The 23385-nt window shown below is 72.4% G+C and carries 21 protein-coding genes; 6 read left to right on the forward strand and 15 right to left on the reverse strand.

Going from position 1 to position 23385, the window contains the following annotated elements:
- Nucleotides 1-240: 240 nt before the first annotated feature.
- Together ACFO4E_RS20480 and menB are read right to left on the reverse strand one after the other, a co-directional pair.
- The gene (locus ACFO4E_RS20480) at nucleotides 241-1305 is read right to left on the reverse strand and encodes an o-succinylbenzoate synthase (protein WP_378577267.1); all 1065 of its coding nucleotides are present in this window, start codon (nucleotides 1303-1305) and stop codon (nucleotides 241-243) included.
- Nucleotides 1306-1374: 69 nt separating this feature from the next.
- The gene (gene menB, locus ACFO4E_RS20485; RefSeq protein WP_378577269.1) at nucleotides 1375-2214 is read right to left on the reverse strand and encodes a 1,4-dihydroxy-2-naphthoyl-CoA synthase; all 840 of its coding nucleotides are present in this window, start codon (nucleotides 2212-2214) and stop codon (nucleotides 1375-1377) included.
- Between the two features lie 281 nt (nucleotides 2215-2495).
- On the opposite strand from menB, the gene ACFO4E_RS20490 reads away from it, so the two are divergent.
- The 4 genes from ACFO4E_RS20490 (at nucleotide 2496) to ACFO4E_RS20505 (ending at nucleotide 6659) form a co-directional block, all read left to right on the forward strand.
- Complete coding sequence (locus ACFO4E_RS20490) at nucleotides 2496-3653, forward strand: AMP-binding protein (protein ID WP_378577271.1); 1158 nt, start codon at nucleotides 2496-2498, stop codon at nucleotides 3651-3653.
- A gap of 412 nt (nucleotides 3654-4065) precedes the next feature.
- The gene (locus ACFO4E_RS20495; RefSeq protein ID WP_378577171.1) at nucleotides 4066-5382 is read left to right on the forward strand and encodes an RNA polymerase sigma factor; all 1317 of its coding nucleotides are present in this window, start codon (nucleotides 4066-4068) and stop codon (nucleotides 5380-5382) included.
- 182 nt (nucleotides 5383-5564) lie between these two features.
- A complete protein-coding gene (locus tag ACFO4E_RS20500; protein WP_378577173.1) occupies nucleotides 5565-5933 on the forward strand; it encodes a hypothetical protein in 369 nt (122 codons plus the stop codon).
- A gap of 102 nt (nucleotides 5934-6035) precedes the next feature.
- Nucleotides 6036-6659, forward strand: coding sequence for a TetR/AcrR family transcriptional regulator (locus tag ACFO4E_RS20505; RefSeq protein ID WP_378577175.1), 624 nt, complete (start codon nucleotides 6036-6038; stop codon nucleotides 6657-6659).
- 38 nt (nucleotides 6660-6697) lie between these two features.
- Here ACFO4E_RS20505 and ACFO4E_RS20510 read toward each other — a convergent pair whose 3' ends face one another.
- Both ACFO4E_RS20510 and ACFO4E_RS20515 read right to left on the reverse strand, forming a co-directional pair.
- Nucleotides 6698-7060 (reverse strand): GntR family transcriptional regulator, encoded by a 363-nt coding sequence (locus ACFO4E_RS20510; protein WP_378577177.1) that lies wholly within the window; start codon nucleotides 7058-7060, stop codon nucleotides 6698-6700.
- A 105-nt stretch (nucleotides 7061-7165) separates the two neighbouring features.
- A complete protein-coding gene (locus ACFO4E_RS20515) occupies nucleotides 7166-7549 on the reverse strand; it encodes a hypothetical protein (protein ID WP_378577179.1) in 384 nt (127 codons plus the stop codon).
- Nucleotides 7550-7673: 124 nt separating this feature from the next.
- On the opposite strand from ACFO4E_RS20515, the gene ACFO4E_RS20520 reads away from it, so the two are divergent.
- Entirely contained in the window at nucleotides 7674-8351 is a 678-nt protein-coding gene (locus tag ACFO4E_RS20520) for a TetR/AcrR family transcriptional regulator (protein ID WP_378577181.1), read from the forward strand.
- Here the strand turns inward: ACFO4E_RS20520 and ACFO4E_RS20525 are convergent.
- Both ACFO4E_RS20525 and ACFO4E_RS20530 read right to left on the reverse strand, forming a co-directional pair.
- Entirely contained in the window at nucleotides 8338-9003 is a 666-nt protein-coding gene (locus ACFO4E_RS20525; protein ID WP_378577183.1) for a response regulator, read from the reverse strand. The two genes, ACFO4E_RS20520 and ACFO4E_RS20525, sit on opposite strands and share 14 nt — an antisense overlap.
- Nucleotides 9000-10328 (reverse strand): sensor histidine kinase, encoded by a 1329-nt coding sequence (locus ACFO4E_RS20530; RefSeq protein ID WP_378577185.1) that lies wholly within the window; start codon nucleotides 10326-10328, stop codon nucleotides 9000-9002. Before ACFO4E_RS20530 ends, ACFO4E_RS20525 begins: the two co-directional genes overlap by 4 nt.
- A gap of 160 nt (nucleotides 10329-10488) precedes the next feature.
- Between ACFO4E_RS20530 and ACFO4E_RS20535 the strand changes: the two genes are divergently transcribed.
- Nucleotides 10489-11064, forward strand: a complete 576-nt coding sequence (locus ACFO4E_RS20535) for a hypothetical protein (RefSeq protein ID WP_378577187.1) — start codon at nucleotides 10489-10491, stop codon at nucleotides 11062-11064.
- Here the strand turns inward: ACFO4E_RS20535 and ACFO4E_RS20540 are convergent.
- The 9 genes from ACFO4E_RS20540 to metH all read right to left on the reverse strand — a co-directional run bounded on the left by ACFO4E_RS20540 (nucleotide 11057) and on the right by metH (nucleotide 23180).
- Nucleotides 11057-11359 carry a type II toxin-antitoxin system PemK/MazF family toxin gene (locus ACFO4E_RS20540; RefSeq protein WP_378577189.1) on the reverse strand — a complete coding sequence of 101 codons (303 nt, stop codon included), beginning with the start codon at nucleotides 11357-11359 and terminating at the stop codon, nucleotides 11057-11059. The genes ACFO4E_RS20535 and ACFO4E_RS20540 overlap by 8 nt on opposite strands.
- 14 nt (nucleotides 11360-11373) lie before the next feature.
- Nucleotides 11374-11598, reverse strand: a complete 225-nt coding sequence (locus tag ACFO4E_RS20545; RefSeq protein ID WP_378577191.1) for a hypothetical protein — start codon at nucleotides 11596-11598, stop codon at nucleotides 11374-11376.
- Between the two features lie 84 nt (nucleotides 11599-11682).
- Nucleotides 11683-13539 (reverse strand): dipeptide ABC transporter ATP-binding protein, encoded by a 1857-nt coding sequence (locus tag ACFO4E_RS20550; protein ID WP_378577193.1) that lies wholly within the window; start codon nucleotides 13537-13539, stop codon nucleotides 11683-11685.
- A gap of 87 nt (nucleotides 13540-13626) precedes the next feature.
- Nucleotides 13627-14643, reverse strand: a complete 1017-nt coding sequence (locus ACFO4E_RS20555; RefSeq protein WP_378577195.1) for an ABC transporter permease — start codon at nucleotides 14641-14643, stop codon at nucleotides 13627-13629.
- Nucleotides 14644-14804: 161 nt separating this feature from the next.
- The gene (locus ACFO4E_RS20560) at nucleotides 14805-16550 is read right to left on the reverse strand and encodes an ABC transporter substrate-binding protein (RefSeq protein WP_378577197.1); all 1746 of its coding nucleotides are present in this window, start codon (nucleotides 16548-16550) and stop codon (nucleotides 14805-14807) included.
- 69 nt (nucleotides 16551-16619) lie between these two features.
- Nucleotides 16620-17618, reverse strand: a complete 999-nt coding sequence (locus ACFO4E_RS20565) for an ABC transporter permease (RefSeq protein WP_378577199.1) — start codon at nucleotides 17616-17618, stop codon at nucleotides 16620-16622.
- Nucleotides 17619-18169: 551 nt separating this feature from the next.
- Complete coding sequence (locus ACFO4E_RS20570) at nucleotides 18170-18679, reverse strand: cellulose synthase (RefSeq protein ID WP_378577201.1); 510 nt, start codon at nucleotides 18677-18679, stop codon at nucleotides 18170-18172.
- 335 nt (nucleotides 18680-19014) lie between these two features.
- The gene (locus ACFO4E_RS20575; protein ID WP_378577203.1) at nucleotides 19015-19704 is read right to left on the reverse strand and encodes an HAD family hydrolase; all 690 of its coding nucleotides are present in this window, start codon (nucleotides 19702-19704) and stop codon (nucleotides 19015-19017) included.
- A gap of 5 nt (nucleotides 19705-19709) precedes the next feature.
- Entirely contained in the window at nucleotides 19710-23180 is a 3471-nt protein-coding gene (gene metH, locus ACFO4E_RS20580; protein ID WP_378577204.1) for a methionine synthase, read from the reverse strand.
- Between the last annotated feature and the right edge of the window lie 205 nt (nucleotides 23181-23385).

Raw genomic sequence — 23385 nt, forward strand, 5'->3', positions numbered from 1 at the left:
GTGGAGCGGATACGGCGGGTTCGGCCGTAGGGCCGCCGACGCCCCCGCGGCCCGGCGGCGGCCGTCTCCGCTCCTGCCCCGGACACGCCGTGGTGCCCCGGGCCGAATGTCCGCTGACCTACCCGGCCCCGACCGCTGCAACGCGTGGTGCAACGGTATCCGTCCCTCCCCCGGCCGCGAGACCGGCCACGGTGCCGTCCGGATCGGGCGCTCCCCCGCCCGTCCCACTGCTACCCAGTATCACGCCCGGAAGCGGTCTCCTCCGGAGAAACCGTCATTTCGACCGCTCTGCGCCATGTGCGACCCCTCATCGGGCCCGCTCTGACGTGCGGTCGGGCCGCCGGCGCCCCCGGCGGAATCGCCCGCCGGGAATTCCGCGCGCGCCAGGCGCAGCCGCTCCCGCCAGGTGGCCGGGTCGATCTCGACCGCGCGCAGCCGCTCCTCGTCCACCCGCACCGGGCGCACCGGCAGGTAGCCGCCCTCCGGCAGCAGCGGGTCGGCGGTGACATCGGCCGCGAGCAGCCGCGCGGTGCCCAGGCCGCAGGCGTGGTCCAGGTCCGGCAGCGCCGCGGCGAGCGCCACCCCGGCCGCCAGCCCCACGGAGGTCTCCACGGCGCTGGAGACCACGACCGGAAGCCCGCACGCCTCGGCCACGCGCAGTGCGGCCCGCACCCCGCCCAGCGGCTGGACCTTGAGTACGACGATGTCGGCCGCCCCGGCCGCCCGCACCTTGAGCGGGTCCTCGGCGCGGCGGACGGACTCGTCGGCGGCCACCGGGACACCCCCGCGGCGGCGCACCTCGGCCAGCTCCTCCAGGGTGGGGCAGGGCTGCTCGACGTATTCCAGGTCGAACCCGCGCAGTTCGCGGAGCATGCGCAGCGCCGCGGCGACGTCCCAGCCGCCGTTGGCGTCGATGCGGACCCTGCCGCCCTGCCCGATGGCGTCGCGGACCGCCTCGACCCGGGCGATGTCCTCGGCCGGGTCCTGCCCGGCCTCGGCGACCTTGACCTTGGCCGTGCCGCAGCCGGACGCGGCGACGATGCGCGCCGCCTCCTCCGGGCCGACGGCCGGGACGGTGGCGTTGACCGGGACGCGGTCGCGTACCGGGGCCGGCCAGCCCTCCTCCGCCGCCTCGCGGCAGGCCGCCCACCAGCGGGCGCATTCGCGCGGCCCGTACTCCGGGAAGGGCGAGAACTCGCCCCAGCCGGCCGCGCCGCGCACCAGCAGCCCTTCACGCGCGGTGACACCGCGGAACCGCGTCCGCATCGGTATCGCGAAGGCGCGCCCCGCGGCGGCCTCGTCCATCGTCAACCCACTTCCCCGTTCCCGCCCCGCCGCGGCCGTCGCGGCGGGGCACCGGCGTCTCGACGGCCCCTACGGGCGCCGCGGGAACCGGTCGAACTCGGGGCGGCGCTTCTCCTTGAAGGCGTCGCGGCCCTCCTGGGCCTCCTCGCTCATGTAGTAGAGCATCGTGGCATCGCCGGCGAACTGCTGCATGCCCGCCGCGCCGTCGCTGACGGCGTTGATGGCGCCCTTGACCATGCGCAGCGCCAGCGGGGACTTCTCCAGCATCTCCCGCGCCCAGGCGACCGTCTCCTCCTCCAGCCGCTCCAGCGGGACCACGGTGTTGACCATGCCCATGTCCAGCGCCTCCTGGGCGTCGTACTGGCGGCACAGGTACCAGATCTCGCGGGCCTTCTTCAGGCCGACGGTCTGCGCGAGCAGCCAGGAGCCGTAGCCGCCGTCGAACGAGCCGACCTTGGGGCCGGTCTGGCCGAACCGGGCGTTGTCGGCGGCGATGGTGAGGTCGCAGCACACCTGGAGCACGTTGCCGCCGCCGATGGACCAGCCGGCGACCATGCAGATCACGGGCTTGGGCAGGCGGCGGATCTGCACCTGGAGGTCGAGGACGTTGAGCCGGCCGATGCCCTGGCGGGCCACCGCGTCGTCGCCCATGTAGCCGTCGTCGCCGCGGATCTTCTGGTCGCCGCCCGAGCAGAACGCCTTGTCGCCGGCCCCGGTGAAGATGACGACCCCGACCTCGGAGTCGTCGCGGGCGAGGTTGAACGCCTCTTGGAGCTCGAACAGCGTCTGCGGGCGGAAGGCGTTGTGGCGCTCGGGGCGGTTGATCGTGATCTTGGCGATGCCCTCAGCGGTCTCATAGATGATGTCGCTGTACTCGCCCGACCGCTGCCATTCGACGTCGCTCACGATTCGGCTCTCTCCTCACCCTGCCGGCCGGGCCCCGCCCACCGGCCGGGATGCCCGCTCTGTCCGGTCGCCAACTCTAGTGGCCCCTCCCTCCCCGGCCGAACAGCGGTCCGCACACGTCCGCGCGGCGCGGCGGGTCCTCCACCACCGCGAACCGGCGGGTGGGCCCGGCCCGGGGCGGCGGCGGGGACCCCGGCGGCGCGGAGCCGGCCCTCGGGAGGGACGGGGCGCACCGCACCCCGTTAACCTTGGTCGACGTGGTCAACCGTCCCTTGCACGCGGTGATGGGCCTGGAGCCCGCGCACCTCACCGCCCTCGTGTCCGCGGCCCTCGACGGCCGCGGCCCCGCCCTGCTGCCGATCGACCCCGGAACCCCCGCCCCCCGGGTCCGCGCCCTGCTCGCCGCGCTGCGCCCGGACGCCCTGCGCACCCCCGAGGGCACCGCCGCCCTGCCCGATCCCGCCGCGACCGGGGAGGACACCGCCGTCACCATCGCGACCTCGGGCTCCACGGGGACCCCCAAGGGGGTGGAGCTGTCGGCGTCCGCTCTGCTGCACTCCGCGCGCTCCTCGGTGGAGCGCGTGGGCGCCGGCCCCGGTGACGCGTGGCTGTGCGTCCTGCCGACCGCGCACATCGCGGGGCTCCAGGTGGTCGTCCGGGCGCTGGCCACGGGATCCGAACCGCTGTTCCTGGACTTCGACCCGGCCGCCGCCATGGCCGCCGCCGAGGAGCGGCGCCCGCACGTGTCGATGGTCCCCACGCAGCTGCGCCGGATGCTCGACGCCGGCGCCGACCTGTCGCGGTTCGGCGTGATCGTGCTCGGCGGGGCCGCCGCCGAGCCCCGGCTGCTGGCACGCGCGCGCGCCGCCGGCGGACGGGTCGTCACCACCTACGGGATGAGCGAGACCTGCGGCGGCTGCGTCTACGACGGGGTCCCGCTGAACGGGGTGGAGGCGGATGTGGACGGCGACGGCCGCATCCTGCTCTCGGGGCCGGTCCTGTTCTCCGGGTACCGGCTCGACGCGGAGCGCACGCGCGCACAGGTGTCCCCGTCCGCTTCCGGCCACCCCGTGTTCCGGACCGGCGATCTGGGGCGCCTGGGCGCCGACGGCCGGCTGCACGTGCGCGGCCGGGCCGACGACCTGATCAACACCGGTGGCCACAAAGTGGTCCCCTCCGAGGTGGCCGCCCTGGTGGGCGACCTGCCGTCGGTGGCCGAGGCCGTGGTGGTGGGCCGGCCCGACGCCGAGTGGGGCCACCGGGTGACCGCCGTGGTGGTCGCCGCCGACCCCGCGCACCCGCCCACGCTGGCCGAGGTGCGCGCCCGCGTGCGCGCGGACCTGCCGGCCTATGCCGCGCCCCACGAACTGGAGGTCCGGGCGCGGATCCCGCTGCTGACCTCCGGAAAGCCCGATCTCGCGGCGCTGCGCGGGCCGGCCTGACCGGCTCCCCCGGTTCCGGCCCCGGGCCGGAACCGGACGCGCGAGCAGCGATCGGGAGAATCAGGGAACTTCTCCCCCGCCGCAGGCGTCTACCTGAGCGTCCGATTCCCTATCCAGCGGAGGAGGCCGGCGGTGCGGACCACGCGGCGGGGCCGGGGCCGCCACCACGGCCGCGACGACCCGGACGGCCCGCCCACCACGGCCGGGACCGCTCCCACACCGATGGCGCGCTATACCCGCTCGACCGACCCGACGGCCACTTCAGCCGTCGTGATCTAGGCCACGACCGGCGATATCCAATCGAGACCGGGAACATTTGACTCTCTGACACGTTAGACATATTGGCGCGTCAAGACGGCGGATTCCTTACCCGCCACGCGCCTGACGTCTTGGAAGGGAGGGAGGTGCCAACATGTCGCGCACTGCCCTAGCCACTTCTCCCACGGTGGCCGAGTCCGCCGACGCCGGCGACACCGCGTCCGCGGCTCTGGACGAGCTGATCACCCGGGGGCGCTCCCAGGGACACCTGTCCCTTACAGAGCTCCGCTCCGCGTTCTCGGCGGCCGGTATCAGCCCGGCGGACGGCCGCTCCATCCTGCGTGAACTGACCGATGCCGGGGTGCGTCTCGCCAATGGGGGCGACGACACCGGAGTCGAGTCCGTCGACCCCGACGCCGAGGACGACGCGATCGAGGAGGCCATCGACACCGCCACGGCCCCGGCACCCGCCGGCACGAAGGCCGCGAAGGGCAAATCCCCGTCGGAACAGGACGTCGCAGAGGCCGACCTCGACGACCAGTCCCCAGCCATGGGCGACTCCGTCCACACCTACCTCAAGGCCATCGGCCGCAGGCAGCTGCTGACCGCCGAGGAGGAGGTCGACCTCGCCAAGCGCATCGAGGCGGGCCTGTACGCCGAGTTCCGGCTCGGCACGCTGGAGGACGCGGCGGGCGCCGACCTCGACGAGGCCGAGCGCGAGGACCTCACCGAGATCGCCGAGGACGGCCGCCGCGCCAAGCAGCACATGCTGGAGGCCAACCTGCGGCTGGTGGTCTCGGTCGCCAAGAAGTACAGCGACCGCGGCATGTCCCTGCTCGACGTCGTGCAGGAGGGCAACCTGGGGCTCATCCGGGCGGTCGAGAAGTTCGACTACACCAAGGGCTTCAAGTTCTCCACCTACGCCATGTGGTGGATCCGCCAGGCGATCCAGCGCGGTTTCGCCGACTCCGCGCGGACCATCCGGCTGCCGGTGCACGTGCTGGAGCTCCTGAGCAAGGTCAGCCGCCTTGAGCGCGACATGCACCAGACCCTCGGCCGCGAGCCCACGCCCGAGGAACTGGCGCTCGAACTCGACAAGACGCCGACCCAGATCGAGGAGCTGCTGCGGGTCACCCGGCAGCCGATCAGCCTCGACTCCACCATCGGCGAGGACGGCGAGACCCGCATCGGCGACCTCATCGAGGACATCGACGCCTCCGAGGCGTCGGAGGTGGTCGACCGCCAGCTCATGGCCGACCAGCTGCGGCGTGCCCTGGAGGACCTCGAACCCCGCGAGGCCACCATCATGTCGCTGCGCTTCGGGCTGATGGACGGCCGGCCGCGGACCCTCGACGAGATCGGCAAGCACCTGGGCCTGACCCGCGAGCGGATCCGGCAGCTGGAGAAGCAGTCGCTGTCCAAGCTGCGGCACCCCAGCCGGGCGCAGCAGCTGCTCGACTTCGCGAGCTGACCGGGCGCGTCCCGTTCCCGGCCCCGCACCCGCCCATGGCGGGTGCGGGGCCGCCGTGTTCCCGCGTCCCGGGCCGCCCGCGGGCGCGGGCGGCTCGGGGTTCCCCCTGGCCTTTCCCCGACTTCGCCTTCCGCGCCTTCCGCGCAGGTGTCATGGATGCCCATCGGGTGAATAATGACGCCATGTCCGCACCTGCGATTCCCCCCGACGACGTCGCCGCGTCCCTGCGCGCGGGCCGCGACCTCGGCCCCGACTACGACGACGCGATCGCCGCCTCCCTCGCCGAGCGCCTGGAACAGAGCATCGACGAGCGCGTCCGCCACCACCTCGCCGGCCTCGCCGCGCAGGCCCCCGCCGCCGCCCCGCAGCGCAAGAGCAACACCGAGGCGTGGAAGAGCCCCCGGCTGATCATGGGCCTGATCTCCATGGGCGTGCTCATCCCGCTGTCGGCGATCTCCGGGGCCATCGTCGGCCCCATCGGGATCCTCATGTCCTGGATCGGGGTCGTCATCATCTATGTGATCGCCGTGGCGGGCATCCACCGCGGCTGAGCCCGCGGGCGCCCGGCGTGCGGCGGCGGGCCGGGGTCGCTATGGTTCCAGGTGCACGTCAACGGGCGGAACCGCCCGGCAGCAGCACCCACCGGGGAGACCGTGACCGCCCAGCCGCCCGAGCGCCCCATGACCGCACGCCAGCGCAACGAGCGCACGCGCCGGGCACGCATCCTCAAGGTCGCCGCGGCCCTGGCCGCCAGAGGCGGTCTGGAGCACGTCCACATGCGCGACGTCGCCGACCGCGCCGACGTCGCACTGGCGACCCTCTACCGCTACTACCCCTCGAAGACCCACCTCCTGGTGGCGGTGCTCGCCGACGAGATCGCCTCCCTGGAGGAGGCGATCGTGCGCCGCCCCGTCGAGGGGGCCACCCCGGGGGAGCGGGCGGCGGCCGTCCTGGGCCGCACCGCGCGCTGGATCATGCGCGAGCCCGACCTCGCCGACGCCATGCTCCGGGCCGCCAACTCCGCCGACGCCTCGGTGGTCGACTGGCGCTCCGCGGTACAGGAGCGGCTCACCTGGGTGGTGCTCTACAGCGCCTACGGCGCCGAGGCCGCCGACTCCCCCGCCCCGGCCGCCCGGATCCTCGCGCGGGCGCTGCACGAGGTGTGGACCCAGGAGTTGGTCCTGCTGCTCCACGGATCGGGCACCGTCGCGGAACTGGAGGAGACCATCGCGGTCATCGCGCCCCGCCTCCTGGACGACCCCGCCCGCGCCCACTGACGGCCCGGCGGGCATCGGGAACGGGGACCCGGCCGCCGTCAGCCCAGCAGGGCCGCCGCCACGATGTCCAGGGCCTCCTCACGGGCGATGCCCAGCCGCGATACGGCGTCGGCGTAGGCCCGGGCCGCCTTGACCGCCTCGGCGCGCTGGGCGTCGCCCCCGGCCGCCACGAACGTCCCCGAACGGCCGCGGGTCTCGACAACGCCGGCCTGCTCCAGCTCGCGGTAGGCGCGGGCGACGGTGTTGACCGCCACGGACAGCTGGCCCGCCAGCGCCCGCACCGTGGGCAGCTTGTAGCCGACGGGGACCTCGCCCTTCGCCGCGGCGTTGGCGACCGCCGCACGGATCTGCTCGTAGGGGGGCACCTTCGACTCCGGATCGATTCGGATGGTGTCCCGCATCGTCGTTACCCGTGCCCTCTCACCCGCGTGTGTGCGTCCCGTCGGCGTGGCGCACCGCTCGTGCCCCCGGGTCGATCCTGCCACCCGGGGGCGCGGCGCGCACGCTCAGGCCGCGGCGACTCGGCGCGGCACCCGCTCGACACCGTGCAGGCGGTGCTCCTCGCGGGCCGAGAGCAGGCGCTCGGCGAGTTCGGTGGCGCGGCGGATGCCGGGGGTGGCCCTGCGCTTGCGGCGGAAGATGCGGTCGGTGCCGCGCGGGCCGATCAGGACGCGTTCGCGGGCGTAGGCGGCGCGCATGGCGTCGGTCAGGGCGGCGTCCAGGGCCGTGCTCAGCAGGTGCAGCTCCTCGGTTGCGGCCCCGGCCCCGTGGGCGGCGCCGAGCGCCCGCTCGGCCGCCGCGACGCGCTCCAAGAGGCCGGGCAGCCGCTCCGCGTGCTCCTGGTCCTCGCTGTAGCGGCGCCGCGCGTCGGCGTCGACCTTCCGTGCCATGCTCGCTCCCGACCGGGTCAGTGGTGTGCTGTCGCACGCCACTCTAAGGTGTCGGAGATCACCCACGCGAGCGGAGGTGTGTTCGATCACCTGTGCTTTACAGGGTAAGCCTATGATCGGGCCCGTGAGCCGAAACAACGCCGGCCTGAGCGCCGAACGCATCATCACCGAGGCCCTGCGCATCATCGACGGCCAAGGGCTGCGCCGACTGACCATGCGGCGCCTCGGCGACGCCCTGGAGGTCGAGGCCATGGCCGTCTACCACCACTTCCCCCTGGGCAAGGAAGCGCTGTTCGACGGGATCGTGGACTACATCACCGACGTTTCGCGCGCCGACACCCCCCTCACGCCCGGGGACCCCTCTTCCGACGCCTCGGACGACGCCGGCGCGGACGACGCGGACGACGACCCCGCCGACGACCGGCCGTGGGACGACCGGCTGCGCGCGTGGGCCCACGACTACCGGGCGCGGCTGCTGCGCCACTCCGGCGCGCTGCCGCTGCTCATCAACCGGCGCCCCGACTCCGTCGCGGCGCTGCGCGCCCTGGACCTGCACTACGCGGCGTTCACCGAGGCGGGCCTCAACGGGCCCGCCGTGGTGCGCGCGGGAGCGGCCCTGGACGCCTACGTCACCGGCGCCGTGGTCCACGAGGTCCGCGCCGCCGGCCTGCCCGGCCCCGACCCGGCGGCCGTCGACGGCCGCTTCCCGCACGTGGCGGCGCTGCGCGACGTCGGCGCCGACCACGAGCGGCAGTTCCGCGAGGGCCTGGACACGCTGCTCGCGGGGCTCACCGGCCGGTGATGCCCAGTTCCTGGGCGGTGATCGCGGCCTGGACCCTGCTGCGCAGGCCGAGTTTGGCCAGGATGCGGCTGACGTGGGTCTTGGTGGTGGTCTCGGTGATCCCCAGGCGGCGGGCGATCTGCTGATTGGACAGGCCCTCGCCGATCCGCGCCAGCACCTCGCGCTCGCGCGGGGTCAGCTCGGCCACGGCGGCCGGTCCGACGCCGTGCCCGCCCCCGCCCGCGCCGGTGCGGGCGCCGGCCCCGGCGAACTCGGCGATGAGCCGCCGGGTCACCGCGGGCGCGATCATCCCCTCCCCGCGGGCGACCACCCGCACCGCCTCGGTCAGCTCATCGGCCTCGATGTTCTTGAGCAGGAACCCGGCGGCGCCGGCCCGCAGCGCGCCGAACACGTACTCGTCGAGGTCGAACGTCGTCAGGATGAGCACGTCGGTGCCTGTTCCGGCGAGTTCGCGGGTGGCGCTGATGCCGTCCTTGCGCGGCATCCGCACGTCCATGAGGACGACGTCGGGGGCGGTGCGCCGCACCGCCGCCACGGCCTGCTCGCCGTCGGCCGCCTCGGCGACGACCTCGATGCCGGGCGCCGACTCCAGGATCATCACCAGCCCCGACCGCACGGCCCACTGGTCCTCGGCCACGACCACTCGAATCACGTGTCCCGCTCCATCTCCGTGCCGCGCGCGACGGCGCCGTCCGCGATGTCATGGGGCAGGGCCGCGCGGACCCGCCACCGGCGCGGGTCGCCGCCGGGCGCCCCCGCCTCGAAGTCGCCGCCGAGCAGCGCCACCCGCTCGCGCATCCCCGCCAGGCCCGCCCCCGATCCCAGCTCCGACCGCCAGGTGTGCCCGGCCACCTCCGGGACCGGGTTCTCGGCGGTCAGCACCAGCAACGCCCGCCCCCCGGCGTCGGGGGCGCCGTAGTCGATCGTGATGTCCACCCGCCGGGGCTCCGCGTAGCGCAGCGCGTTGGTCAGGCACTCCTGGAGGATGCGGTAGGCGGCCGCGTCGACCCCGACGGGCAGCGGCCGGGCGGTGCCGGTCTCGACCGTCTCGGCGCGCAGCCCGGCCTCACGGGCGGTGGTGACGAGCCGGTCGGCCTCGCTGAGCCGGGGCATCACCCGCTCCAGGTCGAGGTCGTCCTCGGCGCGCAGCACGCCGATCATCTGGCGCATCTCGGCCAGCCCCTGCACGCTGTTGTCGCGGACCACCGAGAGGATCCGGCGGATGCGGGCGGGATCGGGGTCGCGCAGGGACAGCGCCGCGGTGGACTGCACGGCGATGGCGCTGAGGTGGTTGGCGATGACGTCGTGCAGTTCGCGTGCCATGCGGCCCCGTTCCTCGGCGATGGCGTTGCCCCGGTCGAGCTCGGCCATCCGCTCGATCTGGCGGGCGCGCTCGCGCTCCAGCTCGGCGCGCAGGTGGTGTTCGCGGACGCTCAGCCCGGCGATCATCGGGGCGATGAAGAGCAGGACGAGGATCCCCGCGGCCTGGAACACCGTCAGCAGGCCGCCGGGCAGCGCGCCCAGCGCCAGCAGGTAGAGCAGGAACCCCACCAGCGCCGCGCTCGCGGCGGCCAGGACGGCGAGCGTGCCGTAGGCGAGCCGCCGGCGGCCCCACACGCACGCGGCGTAGAGGACGTCGCCGTAGGTCACGAGCACCCAGGTGGAGGGCCCGACGAGCATGTCGGCGGCCACCGCCGCCGTTCCCACCGCCAGGGCCGCCCCCGGCGCCGAGCGCCGGAACAGCACGGCCAGGCACACCGCGGACAGTGTGGCAAGGAACCACCAGGGGTCGAGGCCGGCGCCCAGGGTGGCCGCGGACGACCGCGGACCGGCGCCCGCCCGCGTGAAGTAGGCGCCCAGGAACCACAGGGCCAGGCCCACGGCGAAGTGGCCCACCGCCCACAGGGTGCTGCCGAGGTAGAGGACGCCGAAGACCCTCCGGTCGAGGAAGGCGTAGCGCCGCAGGAACAGGCTCACCCCCCTATCTCAGCATGTGCGCGCCGCGCGGCCGTACTTCGAAGGTCGTAGGGCGATCTCCTCAGCCCTGCCGATGCCGGCGGGGCCCGCCCGGCCCGATGCTGGGGGCGCCGCGGACGCACGGGTCCGCGCAGCGATGCCGGCAACGGGGGCGGTTCCGATGGTCGTGGCGGTGATCCTGGCCTGCGAGGTCATGTTCTGGGTGCTCGTGGTGGGCGGCCTGGCGGCCCGCTACCTGCTGCGCGCCCAGCGGCTGAGCACCGCGCTCCTGCTCGCCGTGCCGGTGCTGGACGTGGTGCTGCTGACGGTGATCGCCGTCCACCTGCAATCGGGCGGCACCGCCGACTTCAGCCACGGCCTCGGCGCCCTGTACCTGGGCTTCACGGTCGCCTACGGGCATCCGATGATCCGGTGGGCCGATGTCCGCTTCGCCCACCGCTTCGCGGGCGGGCCGGCGCCGGTCAAGCCGCCGAAGCAGGGCCCCGCCGCGGTACGCCGCGAAGCCGCCGGCTGGGTGCGCTGCACGGTCGCCTGCGCGATCGGCGCCGCCGCCCTGGCCGCCCTGGTGCTCTGGGTCGGCGACCCGTCCCGCACCGCGGCCCTGCGGGGCTCCTTCACCCCGCTCGCTGTCGTCATGTTCTGGAACACCGTGCTCGCCGTCTGGGGCATCCTCGCCGCCCGCACCCCCCGCCCGGCGCACGACCACCCGGCCGGGGCCGACGAACCCGCTAGATGAGCCCCAACCGCAGCATCAGAGCCTGGTCGAGTTCGGCGAGTTCGCCGGCTCCGAGCGCGCCCATGAAGCGTCCCAGCCGCGTCGACGCGACCGAGTGGATCTGATCGGTGAGGACACGGGTTTTCGTTCCATCGAGGTCGATGTCGGGGCGGTAAATGGCCGGACCCGCGCTCGTCGAGGTCAGGGCGACCGTGATGGTGCTGGTCGAAAAGCGGTTGGACTGGATGACGACGGCGTAGCGGCGCCCTTGCCGCTCGTTCCCCCGCGCTCCGGGGAGGGCCTTGATCTCGTACACGGCCCCCCGGAAGATCACTCGGCCACCCCCATGAACCGTTGGATGGCCAGCATTTCGGCCTTGTCGTCCGGGTCGGCCTCTAGGCGCTCGGAGTCCGCCTTCGCCTGTTCGAGGAGCTTTTCCTTGTACGTGCGCAGCACCGCGTAGCGGACCGCTTCGGAGCGCGTCCCGTGCTCCCCCGCGAGCTTTTCCAGGGCGGTTTCCATGGCCTCATCGGTGCGAACGTTGAGTGTTCCCATACCGCGAGTGTAACACTTTTTGTGTTACACAAAAGGTGACCCGGGGCGGGCATGCGCTCCGCCCCGGGGCGTGGCCGACGGGGGTCAGAGGGCCGCCGGCTCGGTCTGGGCACGCTGGCGGGCGCGTTCGGCGCGCAGGGAGCGGGCCTCGTCGGGGTCGAGCACGGGGGCGGCGGTGAGGAGCTGGCGGGTGTAGGCGTGCCGGGGGTTCTCGTACAGGGCGTCGCCGTCGCCCATCTCCACGATCTCGCCCTTGCGCATGACCGCCACGCGGTCGCTGACCTGGCGGACGACCGCGAGGTCGTGGGCGACGAAGATGTAGGTCAGCTCGAAGTCGTCCTGGAGCTCGTCGAGCAGGCGCAGCACCTGGTCCTGGGTCGACACGTCGAGCGCCGAGACCGGCTCGTCGCAGATCACCAGCTTGGGGCGCAGGATCAGCGCCCGCGCGATCGCGATGCGCTGGCGCTGGCCGCCGGAGAACGCGTGCGGGAACCGGTTGTAGTGGCTGCTCTCCAGGCCCACGCGCTCCAGCAGCTCCTGCACCTGCGACCGGATCTTCTTGGTGTCGCGCTCGCCCTGCACGCGCAGGGCGGCGCCGATCGCGTCGCCGATCGTGACGCGCGGGTTCAGCGACGAGTACGGGTTCTGGAAGATCATCTGGATGTCGCGGCGGAGCGGGCGCAGCCGGTGCTCGGCCAGGTGGGTGATGTCGCGGCCCCCGAAGGTGATGGACCCCGCTGTGGGCTCCAGCAGGCGCATGACCATCCGGGACAGCGTGCTCTTGCCGGAGCCGGACTCGCCCACGATCCCCAGCGTCTCGCCCTTGTAGAGGTCGAAGGAGACGTCGTCGACGGCGTAGAAGTCGGTGGAGCGGCCGAACAGGCCGCCGCGGACCTTGAACCGCATCCGCAGGCCCTTGACGCTCAGCAGCGGTTCGCCGCCCGCTGCGGCGGCGACGGGCCCGGCCCCGCCCGCCGGCACCGCGTCAGTGGCGGGCGCGTCGGCGGCCGGCGGTGCCTCGGCCCCGGCCACGGTGTCCACCCCGCCCGAGGCCGCCGCGAGCCGCTCGGCGCGGTCGGCGCGCACGGCGGCGCGGCGCTGGGCGCGGGAGACCTCGACCCGGGGCACCGCGGCGAGCAGCGCCGCGGTGTAGGGGTGCTCGGGCTCGGCCAGCACGCGGCGGACGTCGCCCCGCTCGACGATCCGCCCCTTCTGCATGACCAGGACCTCGTCGACGGACCCCGCCACCACCGCGAGGTCGTGGCTGACCAGGATCAGCGACATCCCGAGGTCGCGGCGCAGGTCGTCGAGCAGGTCCAGGATCTGGGCCTGCACGGTGACGTCGAGGGCCGTGGTCGGCTCGTCGGCGAGCAGGACGGTGGGGTCGCACATCAGCCCCATGGCGATCAGCACCCGCTGGCGCATGCCGCCGGAGAACTCGTGCGGGTAGGAGTTGATGCGCCGGCCCGGCTCGGGGATGCCGACCCGGTCCAGCGACTCCACCGCCCGCTTGCGCGCGTCGGCGGCCGTGGCCTCGGGGCGGTGGATCCGGAAGGCTTCGACGAGCTGGTCGCCGATGGTGTACTGGGGGTGCAGCGAGGACATCGGGTCCTGGAAGACCATGGCGATGTCGTTGCCGCGCATCGCGCGCACCTCGCGGTCGCCGGCCTGCGGGACGGCGCCGCCCTCCTCGGTGGTGCCGGTGCCGACGATGGAGGTGCCGGTGACCGTGATCTCGCCGGAGACGTCGGCCTTGGTCCCGCGGTGCAGGCCCATGAGCGCCAGCGAGGTGACACTCTTGCCGGATCCCGACTCCCCCACGATGCCCAGCGCGCCGCCGGCGGGCACCTCGAACGAGATGCCGTCGACGGCGGTGATCCTGCCTTCGAGGGTCGGGAACGTGATCCGCAGATCCTTCACTTTGACGACCGGGTCGGTCATGGCCGCCTCGCCTTCGGCTCGGGTGCCCCGCTCGGGCAGGTGTGCAGTGGAAACGTCATGTCAGTGTCCGCGCGGCGCGGCCGCCGCTCAGGCGCCGACGCGCACGCGCGGGTCCGCCCACGCGTACAGCAGGTCGACGACGAGGTTGGCGATCACGACGAACACGGCGGCGAACATGGTGACCCCCAGGACCACCGGGAGGTCGTTGCCGCGGATCGCGTCGACCGCGTACTTCCCCAGGCCCGGCAGGGAGAACGTGCTCTCGGTGAGCACCGCTCCGCCGAGCATCAGCCCGAAGTCCAGGCCGAAGATCGTGATGATCGGGGTGACCGCCGCGCGCAGGCCGTGCTTGCCGATGACGGTGCGCTCGGGCAGGCCCTTGGCGCGGGCGGTGCGGATGAAGTCCTCGCTCATCGTGTCGAGCATGCCCGCGCGGGTGAGGCGCGCGTACATCGCCGCGTACAGGAACGCGAGGCTGACCCAGGGCAGCACCAGCCCGTGCGCCCACTGCAGCGGATTCTCCAGGAACGGGGTGTAGGTGCCGCCCGGCGGGAAGATCGGGAGGTAGTAGCTGAACAGTGCCAGCGACACCAGGCCGGTGAAGAAGATGGGCAGCGAGACGCCGGCGAGCGCGGTCATCATCGCCAGCCGGTCCACCACCGATCCCCGCTTGATCGCGGAGAGCACGCCGATGGAGACCCCGGCCGCCAGCCACAGGGCGGCCGCTCCCACGGCCAGCGAAGCGGTCACCGGGAGGCGCTGGACCAGCTGCGGCCAGACCTCGGTGCTGTTCTGGAACGAGTAGCCGAAGCAGGGGAACGAGCACTCGATGACGTCGGTCCCGCTGTCGTACTCCGTGCCCATCACGAGTCCCTTGACGAACTCCCCGTACTGGACGGTGATGGGTTCTTCCAGGTTGAGCCGCTCCTTGACGGCCTCGATCGCCTCGGGTGTGGGGGCGCGCCCCAGGTAACGGGCGGCCAGTCCGTCGGCGTCGGTCCCCGCCAGCCGCGGGACCAGGAAGAAGATCGCGAAGACCACCATGCTGACGACCAGCAGCAGGAGGACGCCCGCGAACAGGCGGCGGAGAATGTATGTGATCACAGCGGGTGGCCGGAGCCTTCACCTGCCTTGCTTCGCACGGTTGTTGCGGCGCTCGGCGCTGACGCGGAGCGGTTTGCGTGGGGTGCGGGCCCCGCCGGTGGGCGGCGGCCCGCACCCGCGAACCTCCCGGAGGGCCCGCGGCGCGGGCCCTCCGGACCGGCTCAGTCCTGCGCGACGCCCATCGCGGCGTAGTCGTACATCTTGAAGTTCTGGTGGACGTAGACGTTGGTCACGTTCTCCGGGCGGTAGAGCAGCACCTTCTGGTCGAGGTAGGGCAGGAAGGTCGCCGAGTCCATGGCCGCGGCGTCGATCTGCGTGTACAGCTCCTCGCGCGCGGGGGCGTCGGGCTCCTGCGCCGCCTGGTCGAGCAGGTCGTTGACCTCGGGGTCGTCCAGCTCGGACAGGTTGCTGTTGCCGACGTCCTTGATGGAGTCGCCGTGCATGATCTGCTGGAGGAACCCGTAGCCGGAGGGCCAGTCGGCACCCCAGCCGTAGGCCATGATGCCCAGCTCCTCGCGCTCGACGAAGGAGGGGGAGCCGGCCTGCTCGCTGGTGTAGGTCCCGGCCTCGTAGCCCTTGAGCTGGGTGTCGATGCCGTACGTCGCGAGTGCCTGCTGGAGCGCCTCGGCGGCCTTCTTCTCCTTGTCGCGGTCGGAGCGGTAGGAGATGTTGGTCGCGAAGCCGTCGGGCTGCCCGCACTCCTCCAGGCTCTCCTCGACCCGGGCGGCGTCGCCCTTGTTGTCGGGGGTGGCGTAGGGGTCCTCGTCGGCGTACCCGGGGACACCGGGGGGCAGCATGGTGGTGGCGATCTCGCCGCCCACCTCGCCGCCCCAGGCGGCCTGCATCGTGGTCTTGTCGGCGGCGTAGAGGATCGCCTCGCGGCACGCCTTGTCGTCGAACGGGGCGACGTTGGGATTGATCGCGAAGTACAGCTTGAAGCCGCTCAGCGGGTTGTCGGCCTGCGCCCGCAGGTTCTCGTCGCGCAGGATCGTGCCGCGCGCGGCGGCCTCGACACCGAGCCCGGCCACGTCGACGTCCAGGTCACCGGAGAGGAGCCGGTTGTCGCGGTCGTTCTCCTCCTGCTTCCACTGGACCTGGATCTGGTCCGGGCGGTTGCGGACGATGGGGTCGGTCTCGGGGTCGTACTCCTCGTTGCGGACCAGGACCAGCGTCTCGCCGGGGGTCCACTCCGACTCGAACCGGTAGGGCCCGCTGGAGACGACCTGGGTCTGGTACTGGTCGCCGGTGTCGTCGTCGGCCCGGACCGGGGCCGTCTGGGACATCGCGGTGAGGTAGTCGAACTCGGCGAAGGGCTCCTTCAGGCGGAAGACCACGGTCCGGTCGTCGGGGGTCTCGATGCCCGTGAAGTTGTCGAGGTCCTCGTCCTCGTAGGGGCCCTCGTAGTCCTCGGAGTCGAGGAGCTGGTTGAAGTAGGTCGGGCCCTTGTTGATGATGTCGGGCGCGTAGTTGCTCCGGGCGACGGCGTACTTGATGTGCTCGGAGGTGATCGGTTCGCCGTCCTGGAACGTCAGCCCTTCCTTGAGGGTGTAGGTCCAGGTCCGGCCGTCGTCGCTGACCTCTCCGAGGTCCTCGGCGAGGTCGGGGACCAGTTCCAGGCCCTCTTCGCCGGGCGCCTGGGTGTAGGTCACCAGGGCGCGCGCGTAGAAGCGGGTGAAGTCCCAGTTCGCGGCGTAATAGGTGTTGCCCGGGTCCATGGAGTCCAGCTCGTCGGAGTGGGCGAAGCGCAGCGTGCCGCCCTGCTCGTCGGAGGCGTTGACGACGCTGGTGGTCCCGGCGTCGAACTCGGCCTCGGTGCTACCGCTGCCGCTTCCGCCGTTCCCGCAGGCGGTGAGGGCTAACACCACCGCGGTTCCGGCGGCGGCGGGGGCCAGCCAATTCTTGGTCACGTGCGTCTGCCTTTCTTCGCGAATCGGTACAGCGCCGGGCACGGCGCGTGTGCGTACCCGGCCGGGGGATCAGGACTGGGTGCGCGGGTCCAACGCGTCCCGCAGTCCGTCGCCGAACAGGTTGAACGCGAGGACCGTCAGGAAGATCGCGAGTCCGGGGGCGAGCATGAAGTTCGGGGCCGCGTTGTAGAAGTCGACGGCCTCGGAGAGCATGCCGCCCCAGGTGGCCGTCGGCGGCTCGACACCGACCCCCAGGAAGGACAGAGCGGCTTCGAAGAGGATGTTGGTCGGGATCAGCAGCGTCGAGTAGACGAGGATCGGAGCGACCAGGTTGGGCAGCAGTTCCTTGCGCAGGATGTAGAAGTTCGATGCGCCGAGGCTGCGCGATGCCTCGACGAACTCGCGTTCGCGCAGGCTGAGCGTCTGCCCGCGGATGATCCGGCCGATGTAGGGCCAGTTGAAGAACCCGATGATGAAGACCAGGATCGCGATCCGCAGGCCGTTGCCCTGGAGGCCGAACGCCGCGTCGGGGATGACCCCGACCAGGGCCATGGCGAACAGCAGCAGCGGGAAGGCCAGGAAGATGTCCATCAGCCGGCTGATGACCGCGTCGACCCAGCCGCCGAAGTAGCCGGCGGTGATGCCCATGACCGTTCCGATGGCCACCGAGACGAGGGTGGCCAGGAAGCCGATGAGCATGGAGATGCGCGCGCCGTAGACGATGCGGCTGAAGATGTCGCGGCCGGTGACCGGCTCCACCCCGAGCAGGTGGTCGGCGCTCATGCCGCCCCAGGGGCCGCTGGCGGTGCTCAGGATGGGGTCGATGACGTCGAGGTTCCACTCGTTGGGCGGGTGGCCCAGGAACCGGACGATCAGCGGCGCGAAGACGGCCACGAGGGCCATGAAGACCACGAAGCCCGCGCCGATCATGGCGATCTTGTCCTGGCGCAGCCGCGTCCAGGCGATCTGGCCGAGGGAGCGGCCCCGGTCGGTGCTCTTCGCCAGGGCGGCGACCGCCTCTGGCCGGGCCTGTTCGGCCGAGCCGGGTACGTCCAAAGGCGCGGTCATTGCACCACTACTCCCCCACTACTCCCGCTCTTTGTCGCGGCCAACGTTTCCGGGCGGGTGGCCGGATGCGTCCGCCGGACGGGTGCGGCCGCACGGTGGTGCCGCTGCCCGGCGGGTCGCCGTCACCGGTGGTGGGGTGGTGCCCCACACCCGGCGGTCGGTGGGCACGGCGGCCGTACCCCCGGAAAGTGAACAGAGCCGATACAGGTCGTGCACTCGAAGGCGCACGGCGAACAATCTACGCCGGAGTAACTGCCCGATCGTCCAATTGGCACTAATGTTTCCTAATCGTGACGTGGGCCACATATTCCCGACACATACCGTTATGTGACGCAAAGCGCGCCGCGCGCCACCGAGCGTGCCGGGCGGTGTAAAACCACTTTTCCGGCCGTATGAGTACGCCCGATAGTCCGCGGCGCCCCGGCGATATCCGGGGTCCCCGCATTTCGCGCTGATGACGAAAAGGAAAACGAGCACACCCCGGCCCGGCCGGGGTGTGCTCGACACGTGCGCGGGGGCGCGACCGCCCCCTGCGGCGGCGCCCGCGGCGCCTATTCGATCCCGTGCTTGCGCAGCAGGTCCTCGATGTCGCCGAGGTCGTCGTCGGCGCCCTTCTTCGCGGCGGGCCCCTTGGCCGGCTTCGCCGCTCCGCCCGCGCCGGGCTGCGGCGCGCCGATCCCCGCCGCCGGGCCGCGGCCGGACTCCGCGGATTTCGGCTGCCCGGAACCACCGGACCGGTCCTTGGCACCCCCCACTCCCCGGTTGCGCATGACCCCCGAGACCACCCACAGCACCGCGGCCAGCGCCGCGACCGCGACCCCGGCCCACACCATCGGGTTGAACACCAGGCCGACGAAGAACCCGAAGAGCTCGAACACCAGCCGCCAGAGAATGGACATCAGCCCCATGAGCCCCACCGCCAACGGCAGTAGCGACCAGGAAATGGCGCGCAGCCCCGACGCGGCGCCGCTGCGGCGCCACACCACCCACGAGATCAGCAGCCCCACGACGGTGAGGGCGGCTCCCAGCATCGGACCTGCGATCGGCAACTGTTCCGGCATGGCCCCAGTGTCGCATCCCGGGCCGCCGGCGCACATCCGGCGAGTCCCCTAGGGACGCCTGTGTCGCGGCCCGCCGGACCCGCGGGCGGGGTACCGCCCGCCTGACGGTTTCCCGGAGCGCGGCCATGGCGCAAATGTAGCGCGCGGCCCCGCAATTAGGCCACCATTCTCCATTGGCATCGGATAATCAGTGCCTTTCACGGAGAACACATCGGCACATTCACCCCGATTGCCACCGCGCATTCCGCGATCGTCCATCGGTCCGCGCGACCCGGATACACGGGAAGGGCGCCGGGGCGGCGGCACTGCCGCCGCCCCGGCGCCCTTCCCGGCCGTCAGCCCCCGGCCGCGGCCACCAGCCGTTCCATCCACGGGAGGTCGATGCCCACCAGGGAGTCCACGACGGTCAGGCCCTCGGCCGGGGGGACCGGCGGCTCGCCGGGGACCGCCACGGTCACGCATCCGGCGGCCATCGCCGAGGCGACGCCGACGGCGGAGTCCTCGAAGGCCACGCACCGCGCGGGGTCGATGCCCAGCTCCCGCGCGGCCTTGAGGTAGGGCTCGGGGTGCGGCTTGTTGTGGGCCACCTCGTCGCCCGCGACCGTGGCGTCGAACTCCGCCACCCCGATCGCGCCGATGGTGGCCTCGACCAGCGCCCGCTCGGTGGAGGTCACCAGAGCGGCCGGCACCGCCGAGCGCGCGACCCGGGCGACCAGCTCCTTGGCGCCGGGCCGGGTCCCGGGGCCGGCCGCCAGCCGCCGGGCGTAGGCCGCGTGCAGCCGCGCGGTGACCTGGGCGGGCTCCAGCCGGGTCCCGGTCAGCTCGATGATGTAGCGGGCCACCGGCTCGGCGGCGCCGCCGATGCAGCGCCGGTGGTCCTCGCGGGTCCACTCCCCGCCCAGGGCCGCCACGGTCTCGGCCTCGGCCGCACCCCACAGCCCCTCACTGTCGATGAGGGTCCCGTCCATGTCGAACAGCACGCCTTGCAGCAGGCCCGCGGTGTACCCGCCGGCCGTTTCCGTCATATCCGTCATACGTTGAAGTACTTCGCCTCAGGGTGGTGGATGACGATGGCGTCGGTGGCCTGCTCCGGCACCAGCTGGAACTCCTCCGACAGCGTCACGCCCACGCGTTCGGGCTCGAGGAGCTTCATGATCTTGGCGCGGTCCTCCAGATTGGGGCAGGCGCCGTAGCCCAGGGAGAACCGGGCGCCGCGGTAGCCCAGCTTGAAGAACGCGTCGAGGTCGGCGGGGTCCTCACCGGCGAAGCCCAGCTCGGCGCGGATCCGGGTGTGCCAGTACTCCGCCAGCGCCTCGGTGAGCTGCACCGACAGCCCGTGCAGCTCCAGGTAGTCGCGGTAGGCGTTCTTCTCGAACAGCTCCTTGGTGGCCCGGCTGATCGCCGAGCCGACCGTGACCACCTGGAAGGCGGCGACGTCGGTCTCGCCCGACTCCTTGGGCCGGAAGTAGTCCGACAGGCACAGGTGGCGGTCGCGGCGCTGGCGCGGGAAGGTGAACCGGGTGCGCTCGGCACCGTCCTCGTCGAGCACGACGAGGTCGTCCCCCTCGCTGTAGCAGGGGAAGTATCCGTGGACCACGGCCGCCTCCAGCAGGCCGTCGGTCTGGATCCGGTCCAGCCACATGCGCATGCGCGGACGGCCCTCGGTCTCGACCAGCTCCTCGTAGCCCGGGCCGTCGCCCCGCTTGGAGCCCTTCAGCCCCCACTGCCCCATGAACGTGGCGCGCTCGTCGAGGAAGGCGGAGTACTCGGCCAGGGGCACGCCCTTGCTGATCCGGTCGCCCCAGAACGGGGGCTCGGGCACCGGGTTGTCGGTCGCGACGTCGCTGCGCGCCGGCATGTCCTCGGGCTCGGTGACCTTGAGCTTGGCGCCGCCGCTGACCCGGCGCTTGCGCAGGGCGGGCAGCTCGGCGCCCTCGACCCCGCGCTTGACGGCCATGAACGCGTCCATCAGCCGCAGCCCCTCGAACGCGTCGCGGGCGTAGCGGACCTCGCCGTCGAACCGCTCCGCGAGGTCCTGCTCGACGTAGGAGCGGGTGAGCGCGGCACCGCCCAGCAGCACGGGGTAGCGCCCCGAGATGCCGCGCGAGTTCATCTCATCCAGGTTCTCCCGCATGATGACGGTGGACTTGACCAGCAGGCCGGACATGCCGATGACGTCGGCGCGCTGCTGCTCGGCGGCCTCCAGGATGGAGGTGACCGGCTGCTTGATGCCGAGGTTGACGACGTCGTAGCCGTTGTTGGACAGGATGATGTCGACCAGGTTCTTGCCGATGTCGTGGACGTCGCCCTTGACCGTGGCCAGCACGATGCGGCCCTTGCCGTCGTCGTCGCTCTTCTCCATGTGGGGTTCGAGGTAGGCGACGGCGGACTTCATGACCTCGGCGGACTTCAGCACGAACGGCAGCTGCATCTCGCCGGAGCCGAACAGCTCGCCCACGACCTTCATGCCGGCGAGCAGGGTGTCGTTGACGATCTCCAGGGCCGGGCGCAGGCCCAGCGCCTCGTCGAGGTCGGCCTCGATGCCGACCAGCTCGCCGTCGATGATCCGCCGCTCCAGGCGCTCCCACAGCGGCAGCGCCGCCAGCTCCTCGGCGCGCGACGCCTTGAGCGCCTTGGCGTCGACGCCCTCGAACAGCTCCAGGAACCGTTCGAGCGGGTCGTATCCCTCGCGGCGGCGGTCGTAGACCATGTCCAGGGCGACCTGGCGCTGCTCGTCGGGGATCCGGTTCATCGGCAGGATCTTGGAGGCGTGCACGATCGCGGAGTCGAGGCCGGCCTCGACGGCCTCGTGCAGGAACACCGAGTTCAGCACGATGCGCGCGGCGGGGTTGAGCCCGAAGGAGATGTTGGACAGGCCCAGCGTCGTCTGCGCCCCGGGGTGGCGCCGCTTGATCTCCTTGATGGCGTCGAGGGTCTCGATGCCGTCGCGGCGGGTCTCCTCCTGCCCGGTGGCGATGGGGAAGGTGAGCGCGTCGACGATGATGTCGCCGGGTTCCATGCCCCAGGTCCCGGTCAGTTCCTCGATGGCGCGGGTGGCGACGCGGGCCTTCCAGTCGGCGGTGCGCGCCTGGCCGTCCTCGTCGATGGTCATCACGGTGACGGCTGCGCCGTGCTCGCGGACGACCGGCATGATCCGGCGGAAGCGGGAGTCGGGCCCGTCGCCGTCCTCGTAGTTGACGGAGTTGACGACCGCGCGGCCGCCGATCATCTCCAGGCCGGCCTCGATGACGGCGGGCTCGGTGGAGTCGAGCACGAGCGGCAGGGTGGAGGCGGTGGCCAGCCGGGAGGCGAGCTCGCGCATGTCGGCGACGCCGTCGCGGCCGACGTAGTCGATGCACAGGTCGAGCAGGTGGGCGCCGTCGCGGATCTGGTCGCGGGCGATCTCGACGCAGTCGTCGTAGCGCTCCTGGATCATCGCCTCGCGGAACTTCTTCGACCCGTTGGCGTTGGTGCGCTCGCCGATGGCGAGGTAGCTGGTGTCCTGGCGGAAGGGCACGCTCTGGTAGAGCGAGGCCGACGAGGGGACGTGGTGGGGGCGGCGGTTCTTGATGCCGCGGCCCTGGACCCGCTCGACGACCTGGCGCAGGTGCTCGGGGGTGGTGCCGCAGCACCCGCCGACCAGGGAGAGGCCGAACTCGGTGGTGAACGTGTCGTGGGCGTCGGCGAGCTCGCCGGGCTGGAGGGGGTAGACCGCGCCGTCGGTGCCCAGCTCGGGCAGGCCGGCGTTGGGCATGCAGGACAGGGGCACGCGCGCGTGCTGCGCCAGGTGGCGCAGGTGCTCGCTCATCTCGGCGGGGCCGGTGGCGCAGTTGAGGCCGATGACGTCGGCGCCGAGGGGTTCGAGCGCGGTGAGCGCCGCGCCGATCTCCGATCCGAGCAGCATGGTGCCGGTGGTCTCGATGGTGACCTGGGCGATGATGGGGACGTCGACGCCGGCGGCGCGGCGGGCGCGCTGGGCGGCGATCACCGCGGCCTTGGTCTGGAGGAGGTCCTGGCAGGTCTCGATGAGGATGGCGTCGGCTCCGCCCTCGATGAGCCCGCGGTGGCCCTGCTCGTAGTAGTCGCGCAGGACGGCGAAGGAGACGTGGCCGAGCGTGGGCAGCTTGGTGCCGGGCCCCACCGATCCGAGCACATAGCGGGGGTGGTCGGGGGTGGAGTACTCGTCGGCGGTCTCGCGGGCCAGGCGGGCGCCGGCCAGGGCGAGTTCGTGGGTGCGTTCGGGGATGTCGTATTCGCCGAGGGCGGAGAAGTTGGTGCCGAAGGTGTTGGTCTCGACACAGTCGACTCCGGCGTCGAAGAACGCCGCGTGGGTGGCGCGGACCACGTCGGGGCGGGTGACGTTGAGGATCTCGTTGCAGCCTTCGAGCCCCTCGAAGTCATCGAGGTCGAGGTCGTGGGCCTGGAGCATGGTGCCCATCGCTCCATCGGCGACGATGACACGCTGGGCAAGGGCGTCCCGGAAGGAGAGGCGAGAGCTCATAACCCTTCACTCTAGTGTGAGCGGCCCGGGCGCGGCTGGAGGTGGGGGGTCCGGGCAGGCGCACCGCCGCGATCGGCCAGGTCAGGCGACCGCCCACCGATGTCCGAAATGTCCGGTCGCTTCCGATCACGATACCGCACACCGTTACACCACCGGGCCTTCAACCCATAGGCTGGAGTCGGTCCGCCCGCGTGGCCGCCGTACG

Source organism: Nocardiopsis mangrovi (assembly GCF_042653925.1).
Classification (GTDB): domain Bacteria; phylum Actinomycetota; class Actinomycetes; order Streptosporangiales; family Streptosporangiaceae; genus Nocardiopsis_B; species Nocardiopsis_B mangrovi.